The sequence below is a fragment of the uncultured Brevundimonas sp. genome, assembly GCF_963974615.1.
Taxonomy (GTDB): Bacteria; Pseudomonadota; Alphaproteobacteria; order Caulobacterales; family Caulobacteraceae; genus Brevundimonas.
The window spans coordinates 33241-54718 of sequence record NZ_CAXBDH010000007.1; the positions used below are offsets into that span (position 1 = coordinate 33241).

Consider the following 21478-nt stretch of genomic DNA (forward strand, 5'->3'; position numbering starts at 1 on the left):
AAGCTTCCCGCCCCTGCTCAATGGTCGAGCTATCTAGCATTACAGTTGCGTTTATGGACAGGCTCCGAATCCATAACCGCCACGGTTGGGCGGCCATGGATGGCGAGCACGTCAATGAGACGGCGCTGGAGCTCCAGGCGTCATTGCTGACGTAACTCCCGCTTCTCATCCAACCATAATGAGAGCCTTCGGACACTCTGAGCCATGATTGGCGGGGCTGGCAAGAGGCCAGCCTACGCAGACATCAACTCCTTAGCGTTGCGGATGCTCAGCCTGAAACGGAAACCCCACCGCACCCCGCACGATCACGGCCTCACCTGCCGGAAATCGGTCAGAAAAGTAAAATAACGCGGTTCGACTTCTGGGGTGCAAATATTCATCGGCCAGCTCGGAACGAATTCAAAATAAAACCGTTCAACAGCAGATACCTTTAAAAGGATCATTGGCTTTAATGCGTTGTTAATCCGCAAATATCTAATGTTTTTATTACAGGAATCCTGAGAATTAGCTCACCAATACAGGTGATTATTTCTTAGAGACGCGCCGATCAAATCGATAATCCATGCCTTTTCTACGTGCGTTCTCTCCGCTGCGTGAGAGCCGTTACGCCCTGATACCGCGGCGGCACCTCGAGGTGGCTATGTTGAAATCGAGTCTTTTAGCGACGGCGTTGCTGACGGTCAGCCAGACCGCCTATGCCCAGCAGCCCCCGGCCGCCGGCGCACAGTTGCAGCAGATTCCGCCGGTCGTGCGACCACTGCAGGCCCTTCCCGACATTCGCATCGAACGCCCGGAAGTCATCGCCGACGCGGAAGCGGAGGGCGCACGGATTCGCGTCAACGCCCTGCACATTACCGGTGCCACCCTGTTTCCGGAGACCGAGCTTGTCGCAGCCACCGGTTTCTCACCGGGGCGCGACCTGACCCTGCCGGAACTTCGCAATGCCGCCGCAGCGATCACGCGTCTGTACAACAGCCACGGCTATATCCTGGCCCAGGCCTATCTACCGGCCCAGGACGTCGTGGACGGTGCCGTGACCATCGCCGTGATCGAGGGCCGCTACGGCGCGATCAACGTGCGTAACCAGACCCGACTGTCCGACGGCGTAGCGCGGCGAGCCACCATCGGCCTGAACAGCGGCGACCCGGTCGCCATCGGTCCGCTCGAGCGACGCCTGCTGCTTCTGTCGGACATCCCGGGCGTTCGGGTCCAATCGACCCTGTCTCCGGGGGCTGCAGTTGGCACCTCCGACCTGACGGTTGATCTGTCCCCCGGGCCGGGGATCTCGGGCAGTCTCGAAGCGGACAATGCGGGCAACCGCTATACCGGAGCCTACCGGTTCGGTGGGTCGATCAATCTGAACAATCCAACCGGCTGGGGCGATGTGCTCGGCCTGCGCCTGCTCGCCTCGACCGAGGGTCTGGCCTACGGGCGCGCCTTCTACCAGGCCCCGATCGGCGACACCACGATCGGGGTCGCCTACACGCACATGCGGTATGATCTGGGGCGCGAGTTCTCGGCCCTGAATGCCGGCGGCACGGCCGACATCTTCAGCCTCTACGCCAGCCACCCCCTGATCCGCTCCCGCAGCGCAAATCTGTATGCCCTGGCCAGCCTTGACGCCAAATTCCTCACCGACGAGATCGGCGTGGTGTCCCAGGTGTCGGACAAGGAAGTCCGGTCGCTGACCGTCGGCCTGCGTGGCGATTCCCGCGACGGAATCGGCGGCGGCGGCTGGAATGCCGGATCGGTGTCGTGGACGTCCGGCGATCTCGACATCAAAAGCCCGCTCGAGCGCGCGACCGATGCGACAACCGCGCGCTCCCAGGGCGGGTTCAACAAACTTCAGTATGCCGTCTCCCGCTTGCAGACAGTCAGCGGCCCGCTCTCGGTCTACGCGTCCGTCCGCGGACAGCTCGCCACCGACAATCTCGACAGCTCGGAAAAGATGGAGCTGGGCGGGGCCTATGGGGTGCGCGCCTATCCGGAAGGCGAGGCCTACGGCGACGAGGGTTATATCGCGACGCTCGAAGCCCGGTGGATGCTGAACGAATGGACCCCGGCGCTTCCCGGCCAGTTCCAGCTGATCGGCTTCGTCGATGCGGGCGAGGTCGACTTCGCCCATGACCCCTGGGTCTCCGGTCCCAACCATGCCCGGCGCAGTGGTGGCGGCATCGGGCTCAACTGGTTCGGCCCCAACGACCTGACTGTCCGTGCGTCCTACGCACACCGGTTCAACGACCAGATCTCGACCTCGGGGCCCGACGAAAAGGGCCGCGCCTGGTTCCAGATCGTCAAATTGTTCTGATGGCCGCCGTGACGCGCTCCCGATTCCTGCCTCTCCCGACAAGGACGTTCTGATGACCAGACTCCATCACCTGACCGCCGGCGCTGCACACGCCCGGCCCCAAGGCGGCCTGTCCAGCCGCAAGGCGACCCTGTCCGCCACGACCAATCTGGCCGGCCTCACGGCCTGCGCCATGGTCGGACTGGCCGCCTCCCTGTCCCTGGCAGCCCCGGCCCAGGCCCAGACCCTGCCTACCGGCGGATCGGTCACCGCGGGTGGCGCGACCATCACCACCGGCCCCGGCGGAATGACGATCAACCAGTCAACGCAGAATACAGCGATCAACTGGCAGAGCTTCTCCATCGGCCAGGGCGGCAATGTCGTCTTCGTGCAGCCGAACAGCAGCTCGGTAGCCCTGAACCGGGTGCTGGGCCCGGACGCATCGGCGATCTTCGGCAGCCTGACCGCCAACGGTCAGGTGTTTCTGATCAATCCGAACGGCGTGCTGTTCGGCCAGGGCTCCCAGGTCAATGTCGGCGGGCTTGTCGCCTCCACCCTGGGCATGAGCGACGCAGATTTCATGGCCGGCGACTACAGGTTCTCGGGCAGCGGAAGCGGCGCGGTGCTCAACCAGGGCACAATCATCGCAAACGGCGGCTATGTCGCGCTGCTGGGTGGCCACGTAAGCAATGAGGGTCTCGTCCAGGCCAATCTCGGCACGATCGCCCTCGCCTCGGGCGAGGCTATCACCCTCGATGTGGCCGGCGACCGGCTGCTCAATGTGGTGGTCGACAGGGGCGCGGCCGGTGCCCTGGTCCAGAACGGCGGCATGCTGCACGCCGACGGCGGTCGCGTACTGATGACCGCACAGGGCGCGGGCGACCTGCTCAGAACGGTGGTGAACAACACCGGCGTCATCCAGGCCCGCACGATCGGTGAACGCAACGGAACGATCCTGCTGCTGGGCGACATGCAGAGCGGCACGTTGAACGTTGACGGCGTGCTGGACACCAGCGCCCCCGACGGCGGCGACGGCGGCTTCATCGAAACCTCCGCCGGAACGGTGAACATCGCGACCGGGACCCGCATCACGACCGCTGCCCCGTCAGGCGCGACCGGGACATGGCTGATCGATCCGCAGGACTTCACCATCGGCGCGGGCGGTAATATTTCCGGTGCCACCCTGTCCGCACAGCTGGTGACCACCAATGTCGTGATCAGCACCATGACGGGGCCGGGGGCCACCCTGCCCGGCAATGGCGACATCCACGTCAATGACGCGATCACCTGGACGGCGTCCTCCACGCCGACGACCCTGACCCTGAACGCCAATCGCGACATCAATATCAACGCTGCGATCACCGCCACCAACGGCAATTTCGTAGCCTGTTGCGGCCGCGACGTGAACGTCAACGCGGCCATAACCACAGTGAACGGCAGCCTCCTGCTCAGCGCCGGGCAGAACGTGAATGTCTTTCACGCGATCACCACGACGGATGGCAACATCACCCTGTGCGCCGGGCACGACGTCCACATCGACGCCGCCATCACCCTGACCCGGGGCAGTACGATTCCGGCCCAGAGTCTGGGCTTGACGGTCGGCCTGTCCCTCATCGCCGGCGCGGACGGTTCGGGTCCGGGCGTGAACGGCGGCACCATCATCTTCAGCCCGCTGGCCCCTCTGGTCACGGTCACGGCCGCCCCGGCCACGATCAACTACAATCCCGTGTCCTACACGGCACCGACGGACTTCCTTCCACGCTTCACCCTGACGGGGGGGGCGACACTGACGCAGCGAATGCTGCTGTTCCCGGACGGCAGCCGGGTCTTCGACGGCACGACCGCAACGACCCTCACCGGCTTCAGAACCACCACGACCTCGGGCCTGCCCTCGGGTGTCACCCTGGTAGCAGGCCCCGCCGCCCTCGCGACCTTCGATTCGGCCGCGGCCGGCACCGACGTCGGCATCACCTACAGCGGCTACACCCTCGCGGGGGCCAATGCCGACCAGTACGCCTTGGCCGGTGCCTGCTGCGTGTCCACGTTCAGGACACGAGGAACGATCACCGCCGCGCCGCCTCCTCCGCCTCCTCCTCCGCCTCCTCCGCCTCCTCCTCCTCCTCCTCCTCCTCCTCCGCCGCCTCCGCCGCCGCCTCCGCCACCACCGGTCGTCACCCGGCCCATCCTGCCCTATCCGACGGTGACCTGGCCGACTGTGACTCCGCCGGCACATATCAGGCTGGCGGTAATGGATCTGGGCGTGCGGATGCCGGTGTATGAAACGCCGCCGGTCGAGGTGGTGGTCGAGGCCCCGCCGCCTCCGCCGCCCCCCCCGCCGCCTCCGCCTGTCCCGGTCTATCCCCGCAAACAGGACCGCAACTGAGCATGCCATCCCCGGCGCACCCCTTTCTGACGTCCGCCGCCTGCATGATGCCTCGTGTGCGTACGCCCGGTGCCGAGGTTCGCTTGCCGGGACGGTGGGCCGCAGCGGCAGGACTGGTTGTGGGGCTCGCGTTCGCCCAGCCGAGTCTGGCCGCCGGATTCCCCTATTCGTCTGAAGGTCCGGACGCTGCGGTGGACGCCGCCGCATCGTCCACCGCGGACCAGATTGAGACGTGGATCCGGGAGACCGCCGACAATCAGGGACTCCCTTTTCTGATCGTCGACAAGATCAATGCGCGGGTTCTCGTCTTTGACCGCGAAGGCCAGCTGCTTGGAGAGGCCCCCGTTTTGCTGGGTCTGACGCAAGGCGACGTGTCGCCTCCCGGCATCGGCGACCGCCCCCTGTCCAGCATCGGCCCCGAAGATCGCATCACACCGGCCGGGCGCTTCGTCGCGTCGATGGGAGAGAACCTCGGCGGCAAGCAGATCCTGTGGGTCGACTACGCCACCGCCCTCTCCCTGCACCCGGTCATCACGACCCGTCCCGCAGACCGCCGACTGCAGCGCCTGGCCACGACCACCGCACTGGACAACAGAATCTCGTATGGCTGCATCAATGTGCCGGTGAAATTCTTCGAGGAGGTCGTGCAGCCCGCCTTCGACGCAACCGTGGGAGTCGTCTATATCCTGCCGGAAACCCGATCGATCGAGAAAGACTACTTCACGGCAGCCCGCGCTACCGTGGCATCGCCCTCTGACTAACGCGGGTCGTTCCCGGCTCAGGTCGAGCGGGGCAGGGTGTCGTTCACCTCACGGCAGTTCAAGTATTCGGTCCGTGCGAGACGCCGGAACTGGATCAAGGCAGATTGCTTCCTATCTGATGCAGGTTGCCGTCGGAATTTTCATTCCTGTCGGTCTCCGGAGCGTAGCGGGATCCGGTATCCGGAGCCGGCCCGGTTGCGCTCTCCGCCCTAGACCGAAAGACGTTCTCCATGACGGTGACCCGCTCCATCATCGACCTCATCGGCAATACCCCGTTGATCCGGCTGAATCGTCTTTCGGACGAAACGGGCTGTGAAATCCTCGGCAAGGCCGAGTTCCTGAACCCGGGCCAGTCGATCAAGGACCGCGCCGCCCTGTCGATCGTGCAGACAGCCAGGGCCTCCGGCAAACTGCGGCCCGGCGGCACCATCGTCGAGGGCACGGCCGGCAACACCGGCATCGGGCTGGCCCTGGTCGGGGCGGCGCTGGGCCATCCGGTGGTCATCGTCATCCCCCGCACCCAGTCAGACGAGAAGAAACAGGCGATCCGGGCGCTGGGGGCCCGGCTGATCGAGGTCGACGCCGCCCCCTTCTCCAGCCCCGCCCATTTCGTCCATACCTCGGGTCGCCTGGCACAGGAGATCGACGGCGAAAACCCGAATGGAGCCGTCTGGGCCAATCAGTTCGACAATACCGCCAACCGCGACGCCCACTACACCGGCACCGGGCCGGAGATCTGGGAACAGACTGGCGGCCGCATCGACGCCTTCGTCAGTGCCGTGGGTTCGGGCGGTACCATCGCCGGGGTCGGGGCCTTCCTGAAGGAGCGCGACCCGTCCGTCCTCATCGCCCTGGCCGATCCGGCGGGGGCCGCGATGTTCAACTGGTTCACCAAGGGCGAGATGAGCGGCGAGGGCTCGTCCATCACCGAAGGCATCGGCGTGGCCCGTATCACCGGCAATCTCGAGGGCTTTACCCCGGACCAGGCCTATCGCATCGAGGACGCCGAATTCCTGCCGATCCTGTTCGACCTCGTGCGCGAGGAGGGTCTGTCGCTGGGCGGCTCGACCGGCGTCAATCTTGCCGGCGCGGTCCGGTTGGCGCGTGACCTCGGCCCGGGCAAGACCATCGTCACCTGCCTGTGTGACCCCGGATCCCGCTATGCGTCGAAACTTTTCAATCCGGACTTCCTGAAAGCCCGTGGCCTGCCGGTTCCCGACTGGACCTCGCCGTCGCCGGTTCAAGATCACCGAACAAAATAGTCACCGGCCGCCTCCGGACGCACTTGCTGTTTCCCCCCCATTGATCCCGACCTGTAACCGGTTACGCTAAGGCGGTGAAATGATCGGGGCTTGAAGCATGGCGGACGTCCGGCTGACCGGAGTGAAAAAGAGCTTCGGGGCTGTCGAAGTCCTGCACGGCATCGACCTCGACATCGCCGACGGCGAGTTCGTGGTCTTCGTCGGCCCTTCGGGTTGCGGCAAGTCCACCCTGCTGCGGACCATCGCCGGACTGGAGGACCTCAGCGGCGGCACCCTCGAGATCGACGGTCGGGTGGTCAACGACCTGTCGCCGTCCGACCGCGGCATCGCCATGGTGTTCCAGTCCTACGCCCTCTATCCGCACATGAGCGTCTACGAGAACATGGCCTTCGGCCTGAAGATCGCCAAGGCCGACAAGGTCGAGATCGACCGGCGGGTCCGGGCCGCGGCGACGGTCCTCAACATCACCGACTATCTCGACCGCAAGCCCAAGGCCCTGTCCGGCGGTCAGCGCCAGCGAGTGGCCATCGGCCGCGCCATCGTCCGCGAACCGCAGGTCTTCCTGTTCGACGAGCCCCTCTCCAACCTGGACGCCGCGCTGCGCGTGAAGATGCGGTACGAGTTCGCCCGGCTCCACGAGGAGCTGAAGACGACGATGATCTACGTCACCCACGACCAGATCGAGGCCATGACCCTGGCCGACCGGATTGTCGTGCTCAACGCCGGCGTGATCGAACAGGTCGGGGCCCCGATGGATCTGTACGAACATCCACGGAACCTGTTCGTGGCCGAATTCATCGGCAGTCCGAAGATGAACCTGATCCCGGCCGAACTGGTCGAGAACTTGGCCCGCAGCGCCACCGTCAGAACGGAGGCCGGGGACATCGTCACGGTCGCGGTCGACGCATCCTCGGGCAAGGCGGGCGACCGGGTCACCCTGGGTGTGCGACCGGAACAGCTGGGTCTGACTGAGCCGGGCTCGCCCATCACCGCCGAGGCGGTCTTCGTCGAGACGCTCGGCAACACCACCTTCGCCTATCTGACCTATTCCGGTCTGGCCGAAACCCTGACGGTGCAGCTGTCGGGCACGGTCCGCCCCAAGACCGGCGACCACCTGACCCTGCATGTTGCCGCCGACCAGGCCCACCTGTTCGGTACCGACGGAAACGCCTTTCCGCGCCCCTGACGTTTCAGCGCATCTCGATACGACGGGCATCGGCCGGAATGGCTAGCCAGCCCCGCGACCATTCGGCCGCGCGACCGTCGATGCGCACCCGCGCCGGCGGCGTCTCGCCCGATGGCCATTGCACGGCATAGCCGCCCGGCGGCGTCGCCCCCGGTTCGATCGTCAGAACATAGGTCCGGCCCTCGCTACGGAAGCGATAGCCGACCGGGCCCCAAGAGGTGCGAATGCCGCGAACGCCGACGCCCGCTTCTGTCTCCAGCCAACGGGTCGGCACCCCCGCCGCCAGCACCAGCGCATGGTCGCGATCACGTTCATAGACCAGCAAATCGAGGGCCGAGCGGATATAGTCCGAACTGATCCAGGCGTGAGGCATGTCGCCAATGAACCGCGGCTCGCGCGCGTCGCGGCCTACGACCTCGGCCCAGCCGTTCCATGCGGCCGGTCGCATGTCAGCGAAATAGAAGTCCAGTGCCCGCAGCGCGTCCTCGCGCCGCCCCAGTCGCACGAGGGCCCCGACGTTGCGCAGCTCGTAGGGGGTGTAGTCCTTCCAGGCGATGCGGTTCTCTTGCCGCGCGGTGAAATTGAGCCACCATTTGTCAAAGGTCCCCGTCAGCAGGTTCTGTGGCAGGTCATCAATCAGCCCGCCCGGCGACAGGGCGATGGTGGTCGAGGTCGCATCAAAATCACCCCGATCGGCGGCCCCGGCGATCCAGTCGATGCCGTACACCTGTGCCGTCGCCGTGATCGAGGCCGTCAGGTCAGTACGAAACTCAGCCTCCGAAGCCCGAATGCGGGCAGCGGCAACCGGGTCGCCCATGGTGTCAGCGATGAAGGCGGCGTCGCGATAGCCACGCAGGCCCCAGAAATCGTCCCAGTAGCTGTAGGCGGGCCGGTCCGAATAGCCCTCGTGACTGATCGTCGGCGGCAGCAGCCCGAACAGGTGACGCCTGTCTTCGGTCTGGAACGCGGCAGTCCGGGTCGAGGCCCTCAGGTCGTCCATATAAGCAACCGCCCCCTGCACCTGCGGCCAAACCTCGCACAACAGGGCCTCGTCATGCGTGTAGCGATATGTCTCGGCGGCCAGAAAAATGAACTCGCCGTGGCTGTCGTTCTCAGGCACCGGATCGGCCCCACGCGCATCAGCGCAGCAGGGCACCTTGCCGTTGTCGAATACCAGCGGCGCGAACCAGCGCAGATAGTCGGCTGACAGATCGGCGTGACCCAGCCGGTTCAACCCCTCGGCCATCATAGCGCCATCGCGGATCCAGCTGCGGTTATAGCTGCGTGTGCCCGGTTGCAGGACCGGCCCCTGCCGCGACATCAGGATCTGGGCCAGAGAGGATCGCATGACGTCCTCGATCCGTTCGACCTCGAGCGGGAGGATCAGATCGAAACGGTCCAGCTTTTCGCGCCAGACGGAGGCGACACGGTCCTCAACCAACTGCAGCAGCACTCCGGCCGAGGGCTCGATCAGGTCGATGGGGCCGCCGGACAGAGGCGTCGTCCATCCGAAGGTGCGCACCTGTCCCGGCTGGAGGGTCACCTCGTACAGCAGGGCCCCCGCGGCCAGCTCCGTGTCGGATTCGACCCACCGTTCGCGCGGCGATCGGTGCCGCGCAGCGTTAGCAAGCAGGCTCTGGGGGTCGGCACCGGCCTGGAAATCCGAAACCGCGACGGCGTCGGCCCGGCCCAGACTGTGAATCCGAATGGCATCGTTCAGGACCAGCGCACCGCCCGCCCAGTCGACCTGCCGGATCGGGCCGACACCGCCGGGCGTAGTCAGGAACTGCACCGGGCCGTTGACCTGAAACGGTCGCGCCATTAGCGCCAGGGTCAGGGTCCGTGGCCGGTTCGACCTGTTGGTCAGGACGTACCGGCCATACAGCTGGGCCGCTTCCGGCGTGCCGTCCGCGATGGCGCTCGTCGCCAGCGTCCAACCTTCCCCTATCCACGTCACCGTCGGAATCGGCAGATATCCGTCCCGAAGCGACTGGCTGATTTCGACATCCGCCCACGTCACCAGTCGCCCGTTGTCCAGCACGAAGGGCTCGATCGACGGACCGCCGCGCCGCAGTTCGATGGCCCCGTCCTCGCCGATCAGTCCGCTCTCGCCGCCGCCGTCGACCCCGACCAGGGTCCAGTAGGGTTGTTCACCGACGAAGCCGCGCGGATAGAGGCCGCGACGACTCTCGCCGGCCACAGTGGTGACAAAGGCGGTCGCCGTGGCCCCAAACGCCAGCGGCTCGATTTCAACCGATTTCAGTCCATAGGTCGGTCCGGGCCCCACCCTCAGGTCCAGCTTCAGATACCGGGCCGAAGCTTCCGGCAACCGCAGCCAGTCCGTGCCCCCGTCACCGTCCGACACCCGGGTCATTTCACGCCAACCCTGCCCGTCGGACGAGGCCAGAACCGCATAGTCGGACGCCGCCTGCCCTTCGGTCCAGCGCAGGGTCAGGCCGCCGAACTCCCGTTCGTAACCAAGGTCGAGAATCAACCATTGATCACCCGAAGCCGTCGACTGCCACACGCTGCCCGGATCATCATCGATGCTCGCTGACGCAACGGCGTTACCCTCCTGGCTCGATGCGGTCGCGATCGGCCGGGGTGACGTGTCGGGCTCCGGCGGCAGGGCATGCAGTTCCAACTGGTCCAGCTCGATGAATCCCGATCCACCCTCCCCGGCCGTAACCACGAATTCGATACGCGCGGCCCCGCGGAAGGCGGGGTCCGGGTCCGGTCCCCAGGCCCGGACGATCTGACGTTTCTTGATCGTGTAGCGGGTCCAGTCACCGGTCGCCTCGAAGCGTTCAATGCGCCGCCAGTGGACATTCTCGCCCGAGGCATCGACGAATTTGACCTCCAGTGTATTGGGGCGCATCGCGCCGCGAAGCCAGAAACTAATCTCATAATTGTCTGGTGTATTCAGATCAATATACCGAGCAGCGAAGGCATAACCTGAGTGCCCGTTGAAGTCATAGGTGAGCCGCATGGCCCGACCGTCATGGCCCGGCACCGTCGTGATCGCCGACGACACATCGGTCGAGGCGTCGGCCGTCCACGGCATCAAGGAGTCGAAGGAGTCCAGCGTCTCCATCGTCTGGGCCCGGGCGGCTCCGGCGAGGGCCAAGGCCATCAGCAAACTGGTCAGGACACGCAGGATTCCCATGTCCGCCCTAGCCCTTCACGCTGCCCGCGAGCATGCCGCGGATGTAGTAGCGCTGCAGGGCCAGGAACAGGATCAGCACCGGGGCCACAGTGATCACGGCCCCGGCCATCATCATCTCGATGTCCTGCACATGCTCACGCGACAGGGCGGCCAGCGCCACCGGCAGGGTGTAGTGCGACTGGTCGGTCAGCACGATCAGGGGCCACAGGAAATCGTTCCAGCTGCCGAGGAAGACAAACAGTCCCAGGGTCACCACGATCGGCTGCAAGGTCGGCAGGACCACGCGACGGAAGATCTGCCCCTCGCTGGCCCCGTCGATACGCGCCGCCTCCAGCATCTCGTCGGGAATCGACAGCGAATACTGCCGCACCAGGAACAGGCCGAAGATCGAGGCCAGCCACGGCACCAGCGCCCCGGCGTAGGTGTTCACCAGCCCGACCGACTTCAGCATCAGGAACAACGGCAGGGTGCCGATCTGGGCCGGAATGACCAGGGCTCCGATCATCAGCTGGAACAGTCGGTCCCGCCCCTTGAAGTTCAATTTGGCGAAGGCATAGCCGGCCGGCACGGTGAACCCCAGGGCGAGGATCGTGGCCAAGGTGGCCAGGGCGAAACTGTTCCAGAGGTAGCGTCCCATGCCCTGGGTCACGAACAGGTCGCGGTAATGCTGCAGCGTCCAGACCCGGGGCAGAAGCGGCGGCGGGAAACTGGCCGCCTCACCGGTCGACATGAAGCTGACCGACACCATCCAGGCCAGGGGGAACAGCACCAGCAGGGCAATGACCGCCACGGCGAAATTCAACAGGATCGTCTTCGGGCGAAACCTCATGTCTCGACCCCCAGTCGGCGCGACACCCAAAGCTGCACCAGGGTCACCGCGAAGATGCACAGGAACAGGATGACGGCGACCGCGCTGGCGGAGCCTAGGTTCCACCATTTGAAGCCTTCTTCGTACATGAAGTAGAGCACCGTCACCGTGCTCTGGGCGGGGCCGCCCTGGGTCATCACATAGGGTTCGGCGAACAGCTGGAAGAAGCCCGCCACCGAGATGATGCTGACCAGCAGCAGGGTCGGGGCGATGGCCGGCAGGGTGACGTGCCGGAACGACTTCCACGGTCCCGCCCCGTCGATCCGTGCGGCCTCATACAGATCGTCCGGCACCGTCTGCAGCACCGCCAGAAAGATCAGCATATTGTAGCCGAACGTCTTCCAGACCACGAACATCAGGATGGCCGGAATCGAAGTTGCTGGACTGCCCAGCCAGTCGACGGCGGGCAGGCCGACACTGGTCACCGCCCAATTGATCACACCATAACGAGTGTGCAGCAGATAGTTCCACAGCACCGCCGTGGCCACCAGGGTGGTGACATAAGGGGCGAAGAACATCACCCGCCAGATTGGCCGCCACTTCACCACCCGCGCATGCAGGATGACCGCGGCCCCCAGCGAGGCGGCGATGGTCAGGGGCACGCCGATGACGGCGAACACAACCGTGTTGCGCATCGCCCCCCAGAACAGCGGATTAGTCAGCAGCCGCTCGTAATTTTGCCCGCCGACGAAGCGCAGGTTCTTCAGATCGGCCAGGGCATAGATGTCAAAATCGGTCAGGCTTAGAAACATGGCCGAAACCACCGGCACGACGAAGAAGACGGCAATGGCGATCAGGGCCGGAGCGATAAAGCCCCAGGCTGTCCGTTGGCGATGCCGCGTCGCGACATGGGGCGCTGTCACCGGTTGCGCCATCACGACACCCGGTCCCGCTCGATCATCCAGCGTCGCTTCTCGAGCAGCCGGTCAGCCCGACGGTTGATCTCGGCCCCGGCAGTTTCGGGCGTATATTCGCCCCGCACCATACGCTCGGCGACGATCTGCATTTCCGTGACGATCCGCTCCCACTCGGGCACCTTGGGCACCGCCCGGGCGCGGGCCAGCTGGCCTTTGAAGGCCGCAATATAGGGGTCGCCCGCGACGGCGGGAGCCGACCAGGCGCTCTGCCGGGCCGGCAGGCTGCCGGTGATGGCATTGAAGCGGGCCTGAACCGCCGGCTCTGACAGGTAGCGCACCAGCTTCCACGCCGCCTCCTGATACGGCGAGGCGCGGAACACGGCCAATGACGAGCCTCCCGGAGCCGAGGCCCCCAGACCGGTTGGGCCGGGCACGCCCGTGGTCATCCAGCGCGTCTCGGGCGGCAGGCGCGCCTTGAAGTCGCCGATGGTCCAGGGGCCGGAGAAATAGAAACTGAAATAGCCGCGCGCGAACTCGATCCAGACGTTGGAGATCTGGGTGGCCGACACCAGCGGAGCCAGCCCCTCGTCAAACAGACTCTTGTAGAAGGCCAGGGCGGCGATGAAGGACGGGCTGGCGAAATTACCGCGCGTGTCCTCGTCGCGCAGTAGCGCCTCGTCGCCCTGCAGGCCGAAGGTCAGCAGCTGTTCGAACTCATTGACCGGCATCAGGATCGCGTAATTGCCCGCCCCGGCCACCCGTTTCACGTCGTGCATGGCGCGCTTCCACTCGGCCCAAGTCGGCGGCACCGCCTCGTGACCGGCCCGGGCCAGCATGTCGGTCCGGTAGAAGATCAGACGGGTGTCGACATACCAGGGCGTGGCCATGGCCCGCCCGCCGATCTCATTGGTCTCCAGCACCGCCGGGAACTGGTCCGTCAGCAGGTCGGCTGCGGCGGCCGGCGTCGGTGACAGGGCCCCGATGGCTGCCATCTCCGACACCCAGGTGTTGCCGATCTGGCTGACGTCCGGCAGCGAATCCCCGGCATAGGCCGTCAGCAACTTCTGGTGCGCCGCCGTCCACGGCAGGGGCTGGACCTCGACGCGTATGCCGGGGTTCAACTGTTCGAACACAGCAATCAGCTGCGGGACATTGCTGCCCTCATTGCCCATGGCCCAGAAGCGCAGCCGGGTGATGCCATCGGCGCGCGACGAACAGGCCGCGACTGCGCCTCCGGCCAGCAGGCCCAGCGTCGCGCGGCGGTCTGGCCGCAGCAACGTCATGCACGGTCCAGCCAGCCGCCCGAGAAGCCCGCGCGCTTCAGGCCCCGGATCAGGTTCGGTTCGCCGCGCATAGCGCGCCAAACCAGGTCCGACCGGTGGTTCTCGGTCATGACCACAATCGGCCCCTGGTCGATCCCGAGGTAGTCCCGGTCGACCCAGCCGACGCCCGGTACGATGCGACCGTGCAGCAGGGCGGGATGAGCCTCTGTCAGGGTCAGGTTGAAGGCATCGAGGAAGCCGTACTCGGTGTAGATCACCTGACCGTAGCGCGCCTTCATCGCCTTGACGCAGGCGGTCACCGCTTCTGGCGCGAACGGCAGGGAAGCCGCCGCCGCCGTGGGGGCCAGGGTGCCGTCATCGCGATCCCCGGGGCCTCGCGCCGAATAGCTGAAGAACTCCCGCTCCCGGCCCCCGATCACCGTCTTGAAATCACCGGGGCCGTCGCAGGCCGTCAGGCCCCAGACCTCGGCGGAATAGCCGGCCCAGCCCATCGGATTGTCGATCGCGTACTGCCGTTGACCCTGCACCGCCCGACGGCTGTTCTCGAAATAGTCGAACGCGCCGATCTCGGCCGATTTCGTCCGCATCCAGGCGTCACGGATGCCACGGAAATCGACGAACATGTGGCTGTACTGGTGCCCGAACAGCGGCGGGAAATGCAGATGGGCCGGCCCCCAATGCTCGGTCCAGCTCTGGTCATAGACCGAGCACCACTCGGTCCAGACCGATGGAGCCACCGGATGGGTCGGACTGCCCAAGGCCAACAGCAGCACGATCATGCCTTCGTTGTAGACATGCCAGTCGGCCGGGATGAATCCGGTCTCGGGATGCCAGCCCATGGATATCCGGTCCGGCCGCACGACGGCCCAGTCCCATTCGACCCGGTCATAGATGGCCTGGACCCTGTTCCGGATCTCGACCTCGTCAGGATGGTCGCCGTCAAACCAGCGGGCCACGAACAGCATACCCGCCAGCAACAGAGCAGTGTCGACCGTGGACAGCTCGGTCTGACCGAAACGGTGACCAGTCTCCATGTCGAGAAAATGATAGAAGAAGCCCTTGTAGCCGGTGACACCAGTTGCCTGTGGCCCCTGGGGGGCGTCGTGGAAAAAGCGGACGGTGGTCAGGGTACGCTGGCGCGCTTCATCCCGGGTGATCCAGCCGCGACCCACGCCGACCGGCCAGCAGGTCAGGGCAAATCCTACGGCGGCGACCGAAGAGAAGGATTCACTCGGCCAACGGTCCGGTGTCAGACCGTTGGCGGAAGTGGTGACACGCTGGAACCAGCGGAACGTCCGTTCCTGAAGCTCGTCGATTTCGGGGTCGACCCGGCGTCCGGTAACGGGAACGCGCCCGGCAATGCCGAGACAACCGGCCAAGGCCACAAGCGCCCCGCCCGCAGCGGCCGAACCCATCAGAAATCGACGACGATCCATGGGCACAACCTCATACGCAATTCAGGACAAAAACAGAAAAGTTGGCCGCCCTCCGTCCGGAAACGAAGGGCGGCCGTCAGGCTCAGGAACTTACCAGCGATAGCGCAGGCCAACCTGGAAGCTGCGGGTCGGCAGGAACTGGGACCGGGGATCTCCGTACTCAGTTGAACACAGGCATTGCTCGAAGCCGTTGTAGTTCTTGAAATTGAACACGTTGATCGCATCCAGGATCAACTCAACAGAATCCCCGCCCCAGACCTGGAATTCCTTGGTCAGACGCAGGTCCAGCTGACGGTAGGCCCAGGCGTTGGGAATGATGAAATTATACTTCTCCGGTCGGCCGCCGTTCCAACAGACGTCCGGATTGCTCGCTGTCGGGCAGGCCCACTGATGATAAGGCAGACCCGACCCGAGAGTGAGAATACCCGACAAGCGAAACTCCATCGGCAGGCCGACGATCGCCGAGGCCACGATCCGGTGCCGCTCATCCTGGTTGGTCGGGAACGTGGGAGACAGGCCGGGGCGATTATAGTCGAAATCGAACCCGGCAATGCCGTTGTCGCGGCTGCCGTTCCGCTTCGCATCGGACAGCGTGTAGGTGAATGACATGCCCCAGTTGCTGGCCGTATCGAACGGCTTGTCGACCGTCAGATACATAGCCTTGAAGGTCTGTTCAGCGTCGTTGTTGCCGAAGAAAATCAGGTTGCGGAACTCCGGATAGCCGACCGAGGTCGGCGTCGGGCCGGAGAACCGGTCACCGGTCTCGGATCCGGCATTGGCAATGTACCAGGCGAACAGGTTGGCGGACTTGCCATAGGCGAACGTCAGTGCGGTCTGGAACTGGCCGAACTTCTGGCGAACGCCGAGGTTGAACTGGTCGGTCCGGGGCGGCTCCATGTTATTGTTCAGCAGAAAGACCTCGCCCGCCCCCGGCGTCGCCGCCAGCAGCGGATCGAGACCCGCCGGGGTCAGATAGCTCGGATTCCAGGCCACGGTATTGACCCCGCCATGGGCTCCGCCGGCGACGGAGAAGAAGATTTCCTTGTTGAACTGGAAGGGCTTGAAGCGCTCGTCGAAGGCGAAGTTGAACCCGACCCGGTCATAATAGCGACCGGCCCCGCCGAAGATCACCGTCCGTTCATCGCCATAGACATCGTACGAGAAACCGATCCGCGGCTGGAACGCCCCGGTAAACGCGTCCCGACCGTCGGTGATATAGTCCGTGTAGTTGAAATAGGACGGGAAATCGTACCCCGGCAGATTCTGGATCGCGGCCAGCATGTTGCGAATGCTGTCCGGGGTCCGGTAATCGTTGTTGACGGCATTGTCTTCATAATCCCAGCGCAGGCCAAGATTGAGCTCCAGCTTGTCGGTGACCTGCCAGTCGTCCTGAACGTAGAGGCCGACCACATTGTTGTTGACGTCGGCCGGCGGCACATAGGCCCCCAGCGAGACCATGACCGGAATCGAGGTGCTGCCGTTGATTTCCGGGCGGGCGTCTACATCAAAGATGAACTGTGGGTTTCGGCCGAACTGTTTGTTCACATACATATTTTGGGCGGAAAATTTGGCACCCATCTTCAACGTATGAAGGCCGTGCCACTCGATGTCGCTGAAGGTCAGGTCATCCTTGAACGTCCAGCTACGCTGGCGGATGTCCTGATTGTTACTCTGGCCACCAGTGTTGAACACATAGTCTTGGCGATTATAGACATTGTACTGGAAACCGACGGGCACCGGACACGTCGCGGTGGGGAGATCGCCGTCAGGGCAGTTGTCGCGGAAGATGACATAGGACCGGCCGTAGTCTGAAAAGTTCAGCGCCGTCGGATTATAGTTGTACTCAAAATAGTCGACCGAGGCCTCGTTCAGGAACCGGTCTCCATTGTACTGGTGCCGGATGTTCACCGAGCGGGTGTCGGTGTTGATCTGATTGGCTCGTGAATAGGCATTGGTCCCGCCGAAATCACGGATATCCGCCTCATTGCGATAGGTGGCGCTGATATCGAGGCGCTGACGGTCGTCGATCGACCAGGACAGCTTGCCGAAGAACAGGTCTTCCTCAAACGGAGCGGCGAACGTGCCGGTGTCGGCACCGACCAGGCTGGCATAGGCTGCGCTATTCAGCACCACCGTATTCGACCGGGTCTCGTCCTTGCGTTCATAGGCCCCGAAGAAGTGCAGACGGTCCTGAATGATCGGACCACCGACGGAAAAGCCATATTGCACCCGCTTGAGATCCACCCGGGGCTCGCCCCGCTCCCGGGCGAAGCTGTCCTGGGCGATCCAGTCCTGGTTCTGGTAGGTAATGAAGGCGTCCCCGGTGAACTCATTGGTGCCCGAGCGGGTCACCGAGGTGATGATCGAGGACGAGGCTTGCTCGTATTCCGCCTTGAAATTCTGACTGATGACCCGGAATTCCTGGATACCCGCCTGCGGGAACGGGTTGCCGCGGCTGTCGTCCTGACCGGCCACGCCACCGTCGATGATTGTCGATTTCTGGTTCTGGCCGTCGATGAAGACGTTGATTGCCGACGCGCCCTGACCACCCGCTGAAATGGTCCGCTCGGTCTCCCCTTCCGTGACCCGCACGCCCGGTGCGAGGGCCGCGAAATTCAGGAAGTTGCGGCTGATCTGCGGAAGATTGTTGATCTGCACCTGGCTGACGTTGGTGGCAACCTCGGGTGTCCGCACCTCAAACACTCGCCGTCCGGTGACGACGATGTCCTCGAGTCGGGTGGCACCGGGCGTGCTCGCTGTCGTCACGATACCGACATCGAGATCCAGCGTACCAACCTGGCCCAGGGCCAGGGTAACACTATCGGATGTCGAGTGGCCGTCGGTGGCGGCGACGTCGATGCGATAACTGCCCGGACGCAGACCCGTCAGGACATAGTTCCCGTCTGACCCGATCCGGCCGCGAGTGACATACCCCGTCGAGATTTCAGTCGCCGTAACAGAACCGCCAGCCTCAACCTGCTGACCATCATAAACAGTTCCCCGCAGGGTCGCCGATGCAACCTGCGCAACAGCGGATCCTGTAAAGGCAAGCGAGATTGCAACCGCCAGAGCGGATACGCCGCCGAGATAATGAGACGTGGGTCTAGTCATTGTGGTTTCCCCCTTGATTGACGTCATCCGCAGGAATGGTGCGAAATGCCCTGTCCTGCAGCGTGGATTGGATCGCCGGATCGCTGGATGACCGAACGACCAGCTCTGGCCGGACGACTTCGCAGGCAGTGTCGGCGACGTCCGAGCCTGCGGATTCGATAATGCGAACGAGCCGCTCGAGAGCATTGCGGCCTGTGTCGACGATGCGAATTCTGAGCGTGGTCAGTGCCGGGCGCACGAGTTCGGCGAGCGGCACGTCATCAAAGCCCACCATTGCCAGGTCTTCAGGACAGCGGACACCCGCTTCCTGCAGGGCCAGCATGGCACCGATCGCCATCATGTCATTGGCGGCGAAGACAGCATCGGGTCGGTTCACAAGGTCAGCCAGGACCGTTCCGGCCCGGTGTCCTGAGGCTTGGGTAAAATCTCCCTCGATCACGATCGGCGTCAGTCCGCCCCGCGTCATCGCTTCCAGATAGCCGGCCAGCCGGGCCTCGGCCTCAAGGTTCCCGGCCGGACCGGCGACATGGGCGATACGGCGTCGACCCGTGGCCAGCAGATGCCCGACCGCCGCGACAGCACCACCAAAATTATCAACCACCACCGATGGACGACCGGCGTCCCTGGCCCCGCCATTCATCAACAACACCGGCAGCCGCCCGGCCAGGCTGGCAGTCAACTCGGTTGCGTCCAGGTGGGGTGACAGGACGATCAGACCATCGACCCGGCCACGCATCGAACGGATGGCAGCTGCAGCTTCGTCGGCATCGTCGTGTGAACTGGAGACAATCAGATGATAGCCATGGACTCGCGCAGCCACGTCCATGCCGCGGATCAGTTCGGAAAAGAACTCACCGTAAAGGTCGGGCAGGATCACCCCGACCGTCTGGGTGCGGCTGGTCGACAGGCTGCGTGCACCGCTGTGGGGAACGTATTGCAGAGCCGTCGAAGCCTCGAGCACCCGGGCTCGCGTGGCATCCGAGACCGGATCGGCACCGTTCAGCACGCGCGAAACCGAGGCCACGGAGACACCCGCGCGCTCGGCCACGTCACGAATCGTGGCGGCCTTCACAGGCGCAGGCCCGCATAATGAAAAAGGTCGCCGGCTGGCGTCACAGTCTTCCTCCCAACAGCGAAGGTGGTCCCGGTCCCCTTGTCGGAGATCCGTCCACCAAAACCATGTAACCGATTACATGACACACTAGCCACACGCCCTGCAAGTGCCGTAGTTTCGCCACACGGAGGCGGGTCTTACCGACCTTCGTCTCCACATCGACCCGTTTTTCTATTGCTCAACGTCCGCCCAAGATTATGTACGAGGCCCTACTCCATGACCGCCAAGTATCAGTTTCCAGACAATTTTCTTTGGGGCGCGGCCACGGCGGCCTACCAGATTGAGGGCTCATCCATGGCCGATGGGGCCGGAGCATCCATCTGGGATCGATTCAGCCACACACCGGGCATGATGAAGGACGGGGACACTGGTGACGTGGCCTGCGACCATTACAATCGCTGGCGCGAAGACATTGAGGTGATGAAGCGCCTCAACCTCCAAGCCTACCGGTTCAGCGTGTCATGGAGCCGGGTCATGCCCGATGGCCGCGGCACGGTGAACGCCAAAGGGCTGGACTTCTATGATCGCCTGATCGACGGCCTGCTTGAGGCCGGAATCGAGCCGCTATGCACCCTCTATCACTGGGACCTGCCCGCGGCCCTCGACGACCGCGGCGGTTGGCTCAATCCTGACATTGCCGACTGGTTCGCCGACTACGGTCAGGTCCTGTTTGAAAAATTCGACGGGCGGGTGAAGAAATGGGCCACGCTGAACGAACCGTGGGTCGTGGTCGACGGCGGCTATCTGCACGGGGCCCTGGCCCCCGGCCACAAGAGCGCCTTCGAGGCGGTGATCGCCTCGCACAATCTGCTGCGCAGTCACGGGGCGGCAGTAAAACGCTACCGCGAGGTCGGCAAGCACGAGATCGGCCTGGTGGTGAACATCGAGCCGAAATACCCGTCCAGCGACCGGCCCGAGGACGAGGCCGCACGGATGCGCGCCGACGCCCAGATGAACCGCCAGTACCTCGACCCTGTCTTCAAGAAGCGCTACCCGACGGAGCTGGCCGAAGTCTTCGGCGAGGCTTGGAAGGAGTGGCCGGCGGAGGATTTCGACCTGATCGCCCAGCCGATCGATTTCGTTGGCCTCAACTGGTACACGCGCTCGGTTCCCAAGAACGATCCCGATGCTTGGCCGATCCGCGCCACGCCAGTGAAACAGGTCCAGCATGCCCACACCGAAACCGGCTGGGAGGTCTTCCCTCCGGCTCTGACCGACACCCTGGTGTGGATGAAGGACACCTATGGCGACACGCCGATCTATATCACCGAGAATGGCTCGGCCTGGTACGATCCGCCCCACGCCATCGACGGCCGGGTACAGGACCCTCTACGGGTCGACTATCTGAAGAACCACCTGAAAGCGGTGCACGACGCCATCGGCAAGGGCGTTGATGTGCGCGGTTATATGGCCTGGTCCCTGCTCGACAATCTGGAATGGTCCCTAGGCTATTCGAAGCGCTTCGGCATCACTCACGTCAACTTCCTGACCCAGGAGCGAACGATCAAGGACTCGGGCCTGCTCTATTCCGAGATCATTGCTTCGAACGGCGCAGTCCTCGATTGAGACCCCATCGGTGCAACATGCCCCGGCAATACGAAGGAAACCCAACACTCGCCTGACTGGTTGGTGAAATAGTGTAGGATTGTGAGAAGCCGTTTCCTGTTGCCCATTGCGCAACGGAACGTGGTAAATCGTTTCACGGGAGAACGATTCAATGAATCACATATCTGAAGCACCCCGGCATTCCGGGGCCGAAGAACC

At 64.1% G+C, this 21478-nt stretch carries 13 protein-coding genes; 6 read left to right on the plus strand and 7 right to left on the minus strand.

Features of this window, described 5'->3' with window-relative positions:
* Positions 1 to 640 precede the first annotated feature (640 nt).
* The 5 genes from AAC050_RS06060 (at position 641) to ugpC (ending at position 7879) form a co-directional block, all read left to right on the plus strand.
* The gene (locus tag AAC050_RS06060) at positions 641 to 2308 is read left to right on the plus strand and encodes a ShlB/FhaC/HecB family hemolysin secretion/activation protein (RefSeq protein WP_339914169.1); all 1668 of its coding nucleotides are present in this window, start codon (positions 641 to 643) and stop codon (positions 2306 to 2308) included.
* A gap of 52 nt (positions 2309 to 2360) precedes the next feature.
* On the plus strand, positions 2361 to 4670 hold the full coding sequence (locus tag AAC050_RS06065; RefSeq protein ID WP_339914170.1) for a filamentous hemagglutinin N-terminal domain-containing protein: 2310 nt from the start codon (positions 2361 to 2363) through the stop codon (positions 4668 to 4670).
* Between the two features lie 191 nt (positions 4671 to 4861).
* Positions 4862 to 5431: a L,D-transpeptidase gene (locus AAC050_RS06070; protein ID WP_339914171.1), complete on the plus strand. Its 570-nt coding sequence runs from the start codon at positions 4862 to 4864 to the stop codon at positions 5429 to 5431.
* Between the two features lie 230 nt (positions 5432 to 5661).
* Positions 5662 to 6693 (plus strand): cysteine synthase A, encoded by a 1032-nt coding sequence (locus tag AAC050_RS06075; RefSeq protein WP_339914172.1) that lies wholly within the window; start codon positions 5662 to 5664, stop codon positions 6691 to 6693.
* Positions 6694 to 6790: 97 nt separating this feature from the next.
* Positions 6791 to 7879: a sn-glycerol-3-phosphate ABC transporter ATP-binding protein UgpC gene (gene ugpC, locus AAC050_RS06080; RefSeq protein WP_339914173.1), complete on the plus strand. Its 1089-nt coding sequence runs from the start codon at positions 6791 to 6793 to the stop codon at positions 7877 to 7879.
* A gap of 4 nt (positions 7880 to 7883) precedes the next feature.
* On the opposite strand, the gene AAC050_RS06085 is transcribed toward ugpC, so the two are convergent.
* From AAC050_RS06085 to AAC050_RS06115, 7 genes are all read right to left on the minus strand, one after another.
* On the minus strand, positions 7884 to 11045 hold the full coding sequence (locus AAC050_RS06085; protein WP_339914174.1) for a discoidin domain-containing protein: 3162 nt from the start codon (positions 11043 to 11045) through the stop codon (positions 7884 to 7886).
* A gap of 7 nt (positions 11046 to 11052) precedes the next feature.
* Entirely contained in the window at positions 11053 to 11874 is an 822-nt protein-coding gene (locus AAC050_RS06090) for a carbohydrate ABC transporter permease (RefSeq protein ID WP_339914175.1), read from the minus strand.
* The gene (locus AAC050_RS06095) at positions 11871 to 12776 is read right to left on the minus strand and encodes a sugar ABC transporter permease (RefSeq protein ID WP_339914176.1); all 906 of its coding nucleotides are present in this window, start codon (positions 12774 to 12776) and stop codon (positions 11871 to 11873) included. Before AAC050_RS06095 ends, AAC050_RS06090 begins: the two co-directional genes overlap by 4 nt.
* Before the next feature lie 11 nt (positions 12777 to 12787).
* Positions 12788 to 14053, minus strand: coding sequence for a sugar ABC transporter substrate-binding protein (locus AAC050_RS06100; RefSeq protein ID WP_339914177.1), 1266 nt, complete (start codon positions 14051 to 14053; stop codon positions 12788 to 12790).
* The gene (locus AAC050_RS06105; protein WP_339914178.1) at positions 14050 to 15489 is read right to left on the minus strand and encodes a glucoamylase family protein; all 1440 of its coding nucleotides are present in this window, start codon (positions 15487 to 15489) and stop codon (positions 14050 to 14052) included. The genes AAC050_RS06100 and AAC050_RS06105 overlap by 4 nt, the downstream gene beginning before the upstream one ends.
* 90 nt (positions 15490 to 15579) lie before the next feature.
* Positions 15580 to 18600: a TonB-dependent receptor gene (locus AAC050_RS06110; RefSeq protein WP_339914179.1), complete on the minus strand. Its 3021-nt coding sequence runs from the start codon at positions 18598 to 18600 to the stop codon at positions 15580 to 15582.
* The gene (locus AAC050_RS06115) at positions 18593 to 19648 is read right to left on the minus strand and encodes a LacI family DNA-binding transcriptional regulator (RefSeq protein WP_339914180.1); all 1056 of its coding nucleotides are present in this window, start codon (positions 19646 to 19648) and stop codon (positions 18593 to 18595) included. The genes AAC050_RS06110 and AAC050_RS06115 overlap by 8 nt, the downstream gene beginning before the upstream one ends.
* 282 nt (positions 19649 to 19930) lie before the next feature.
* Here AAC050_RS06115 and AAC050_RS06120 point away from each other — a divergent pair, with 282 nt between their 5' ends.
* Entirely contained in the window at positions 19931 to 21280 is a 1350-nt protein-coding gene (locus AAC050_RS06120; RefSeq protein ID WP_339914181.1) for a GH1 family beta-glucosidase, read from the plus strand.
* The last annotated feature ends 198 nt before the right edge of the window (positions 21281 to 21478 follow it).

Bases quoted from the DNA above. Each gene is read 5' to 3' on its own strand.
- AAC050_RS06060 (WP_339914169.1), top strand. From the start codon at position 641: ATGTTGAAATCGAGTCTTTTAGCGACGGCGTTGCTGACGGTCAGCCAG.
- AAC050_RS06065 (WP_339914170.1), top strand. From the start codon at position 2,361: ATGACCAGACTCCATCACCTGACCGCCGGCGCTGCACACGCCCGGCCC.
- AAC050_RS06075 (WP_339914172.1), top strand. From the start codon at position 5,662: ATGACGGTGACCCGCTCCATCATCGACCTCATCGGCAATACCCCGTTG.
- ugpC (WP_339914173.1), top strand. From the start codon at position 6,791: ATGGCGGACGTCCGGCTGACCGGAGTGAAAAAGAGCTTCGGGGCTGTC.
- AAC050_RS06085 (WP_339914174.1), bottom strand. From the start codon at position 11,045: ATGGGAATCCTGCGTGTCCTGACCAGTTTGCTGATGGCCTTGGCCCTC.
- AAC050_RS06090 (WP_339914175.1), bottom strand. From the start codon at position 11,874: ATGAGGTTTCGCCCGAAGACGATCCTGTTGAATTTCGCCGTGGCGGTC.
- AAC050_RS06100 (WP_339914177.1), bottom strand. From the start codon at position 14,053: ATGACGTTGCTGCGGCCAGACCGCCGCGCGACGCTGGGCCTGCTGGCC.
- AAC050_RS06105 (WP_339914178.1), bottom strand. From the start codon at position 15,489: ATGGATCGTCGTCGATTTCTGATGGGTTCGGCCGCTGCGGGCGGGGCG.
- AAC050_RS06110 (WP_339914179.1), bottom strand. From the start codon at position 18,600: ATGACTAGACCCACGTCTCATTATCTCGGCGGCGTATCCGCTCTGGCG.
- AAC050_RS06120 (WP_339914181.1), top strand. From the start codon at position 19,931: ATGACCGCCAAGTATCAGTTTCCAGACAATTTTCTTTGGGGCGCGGCC.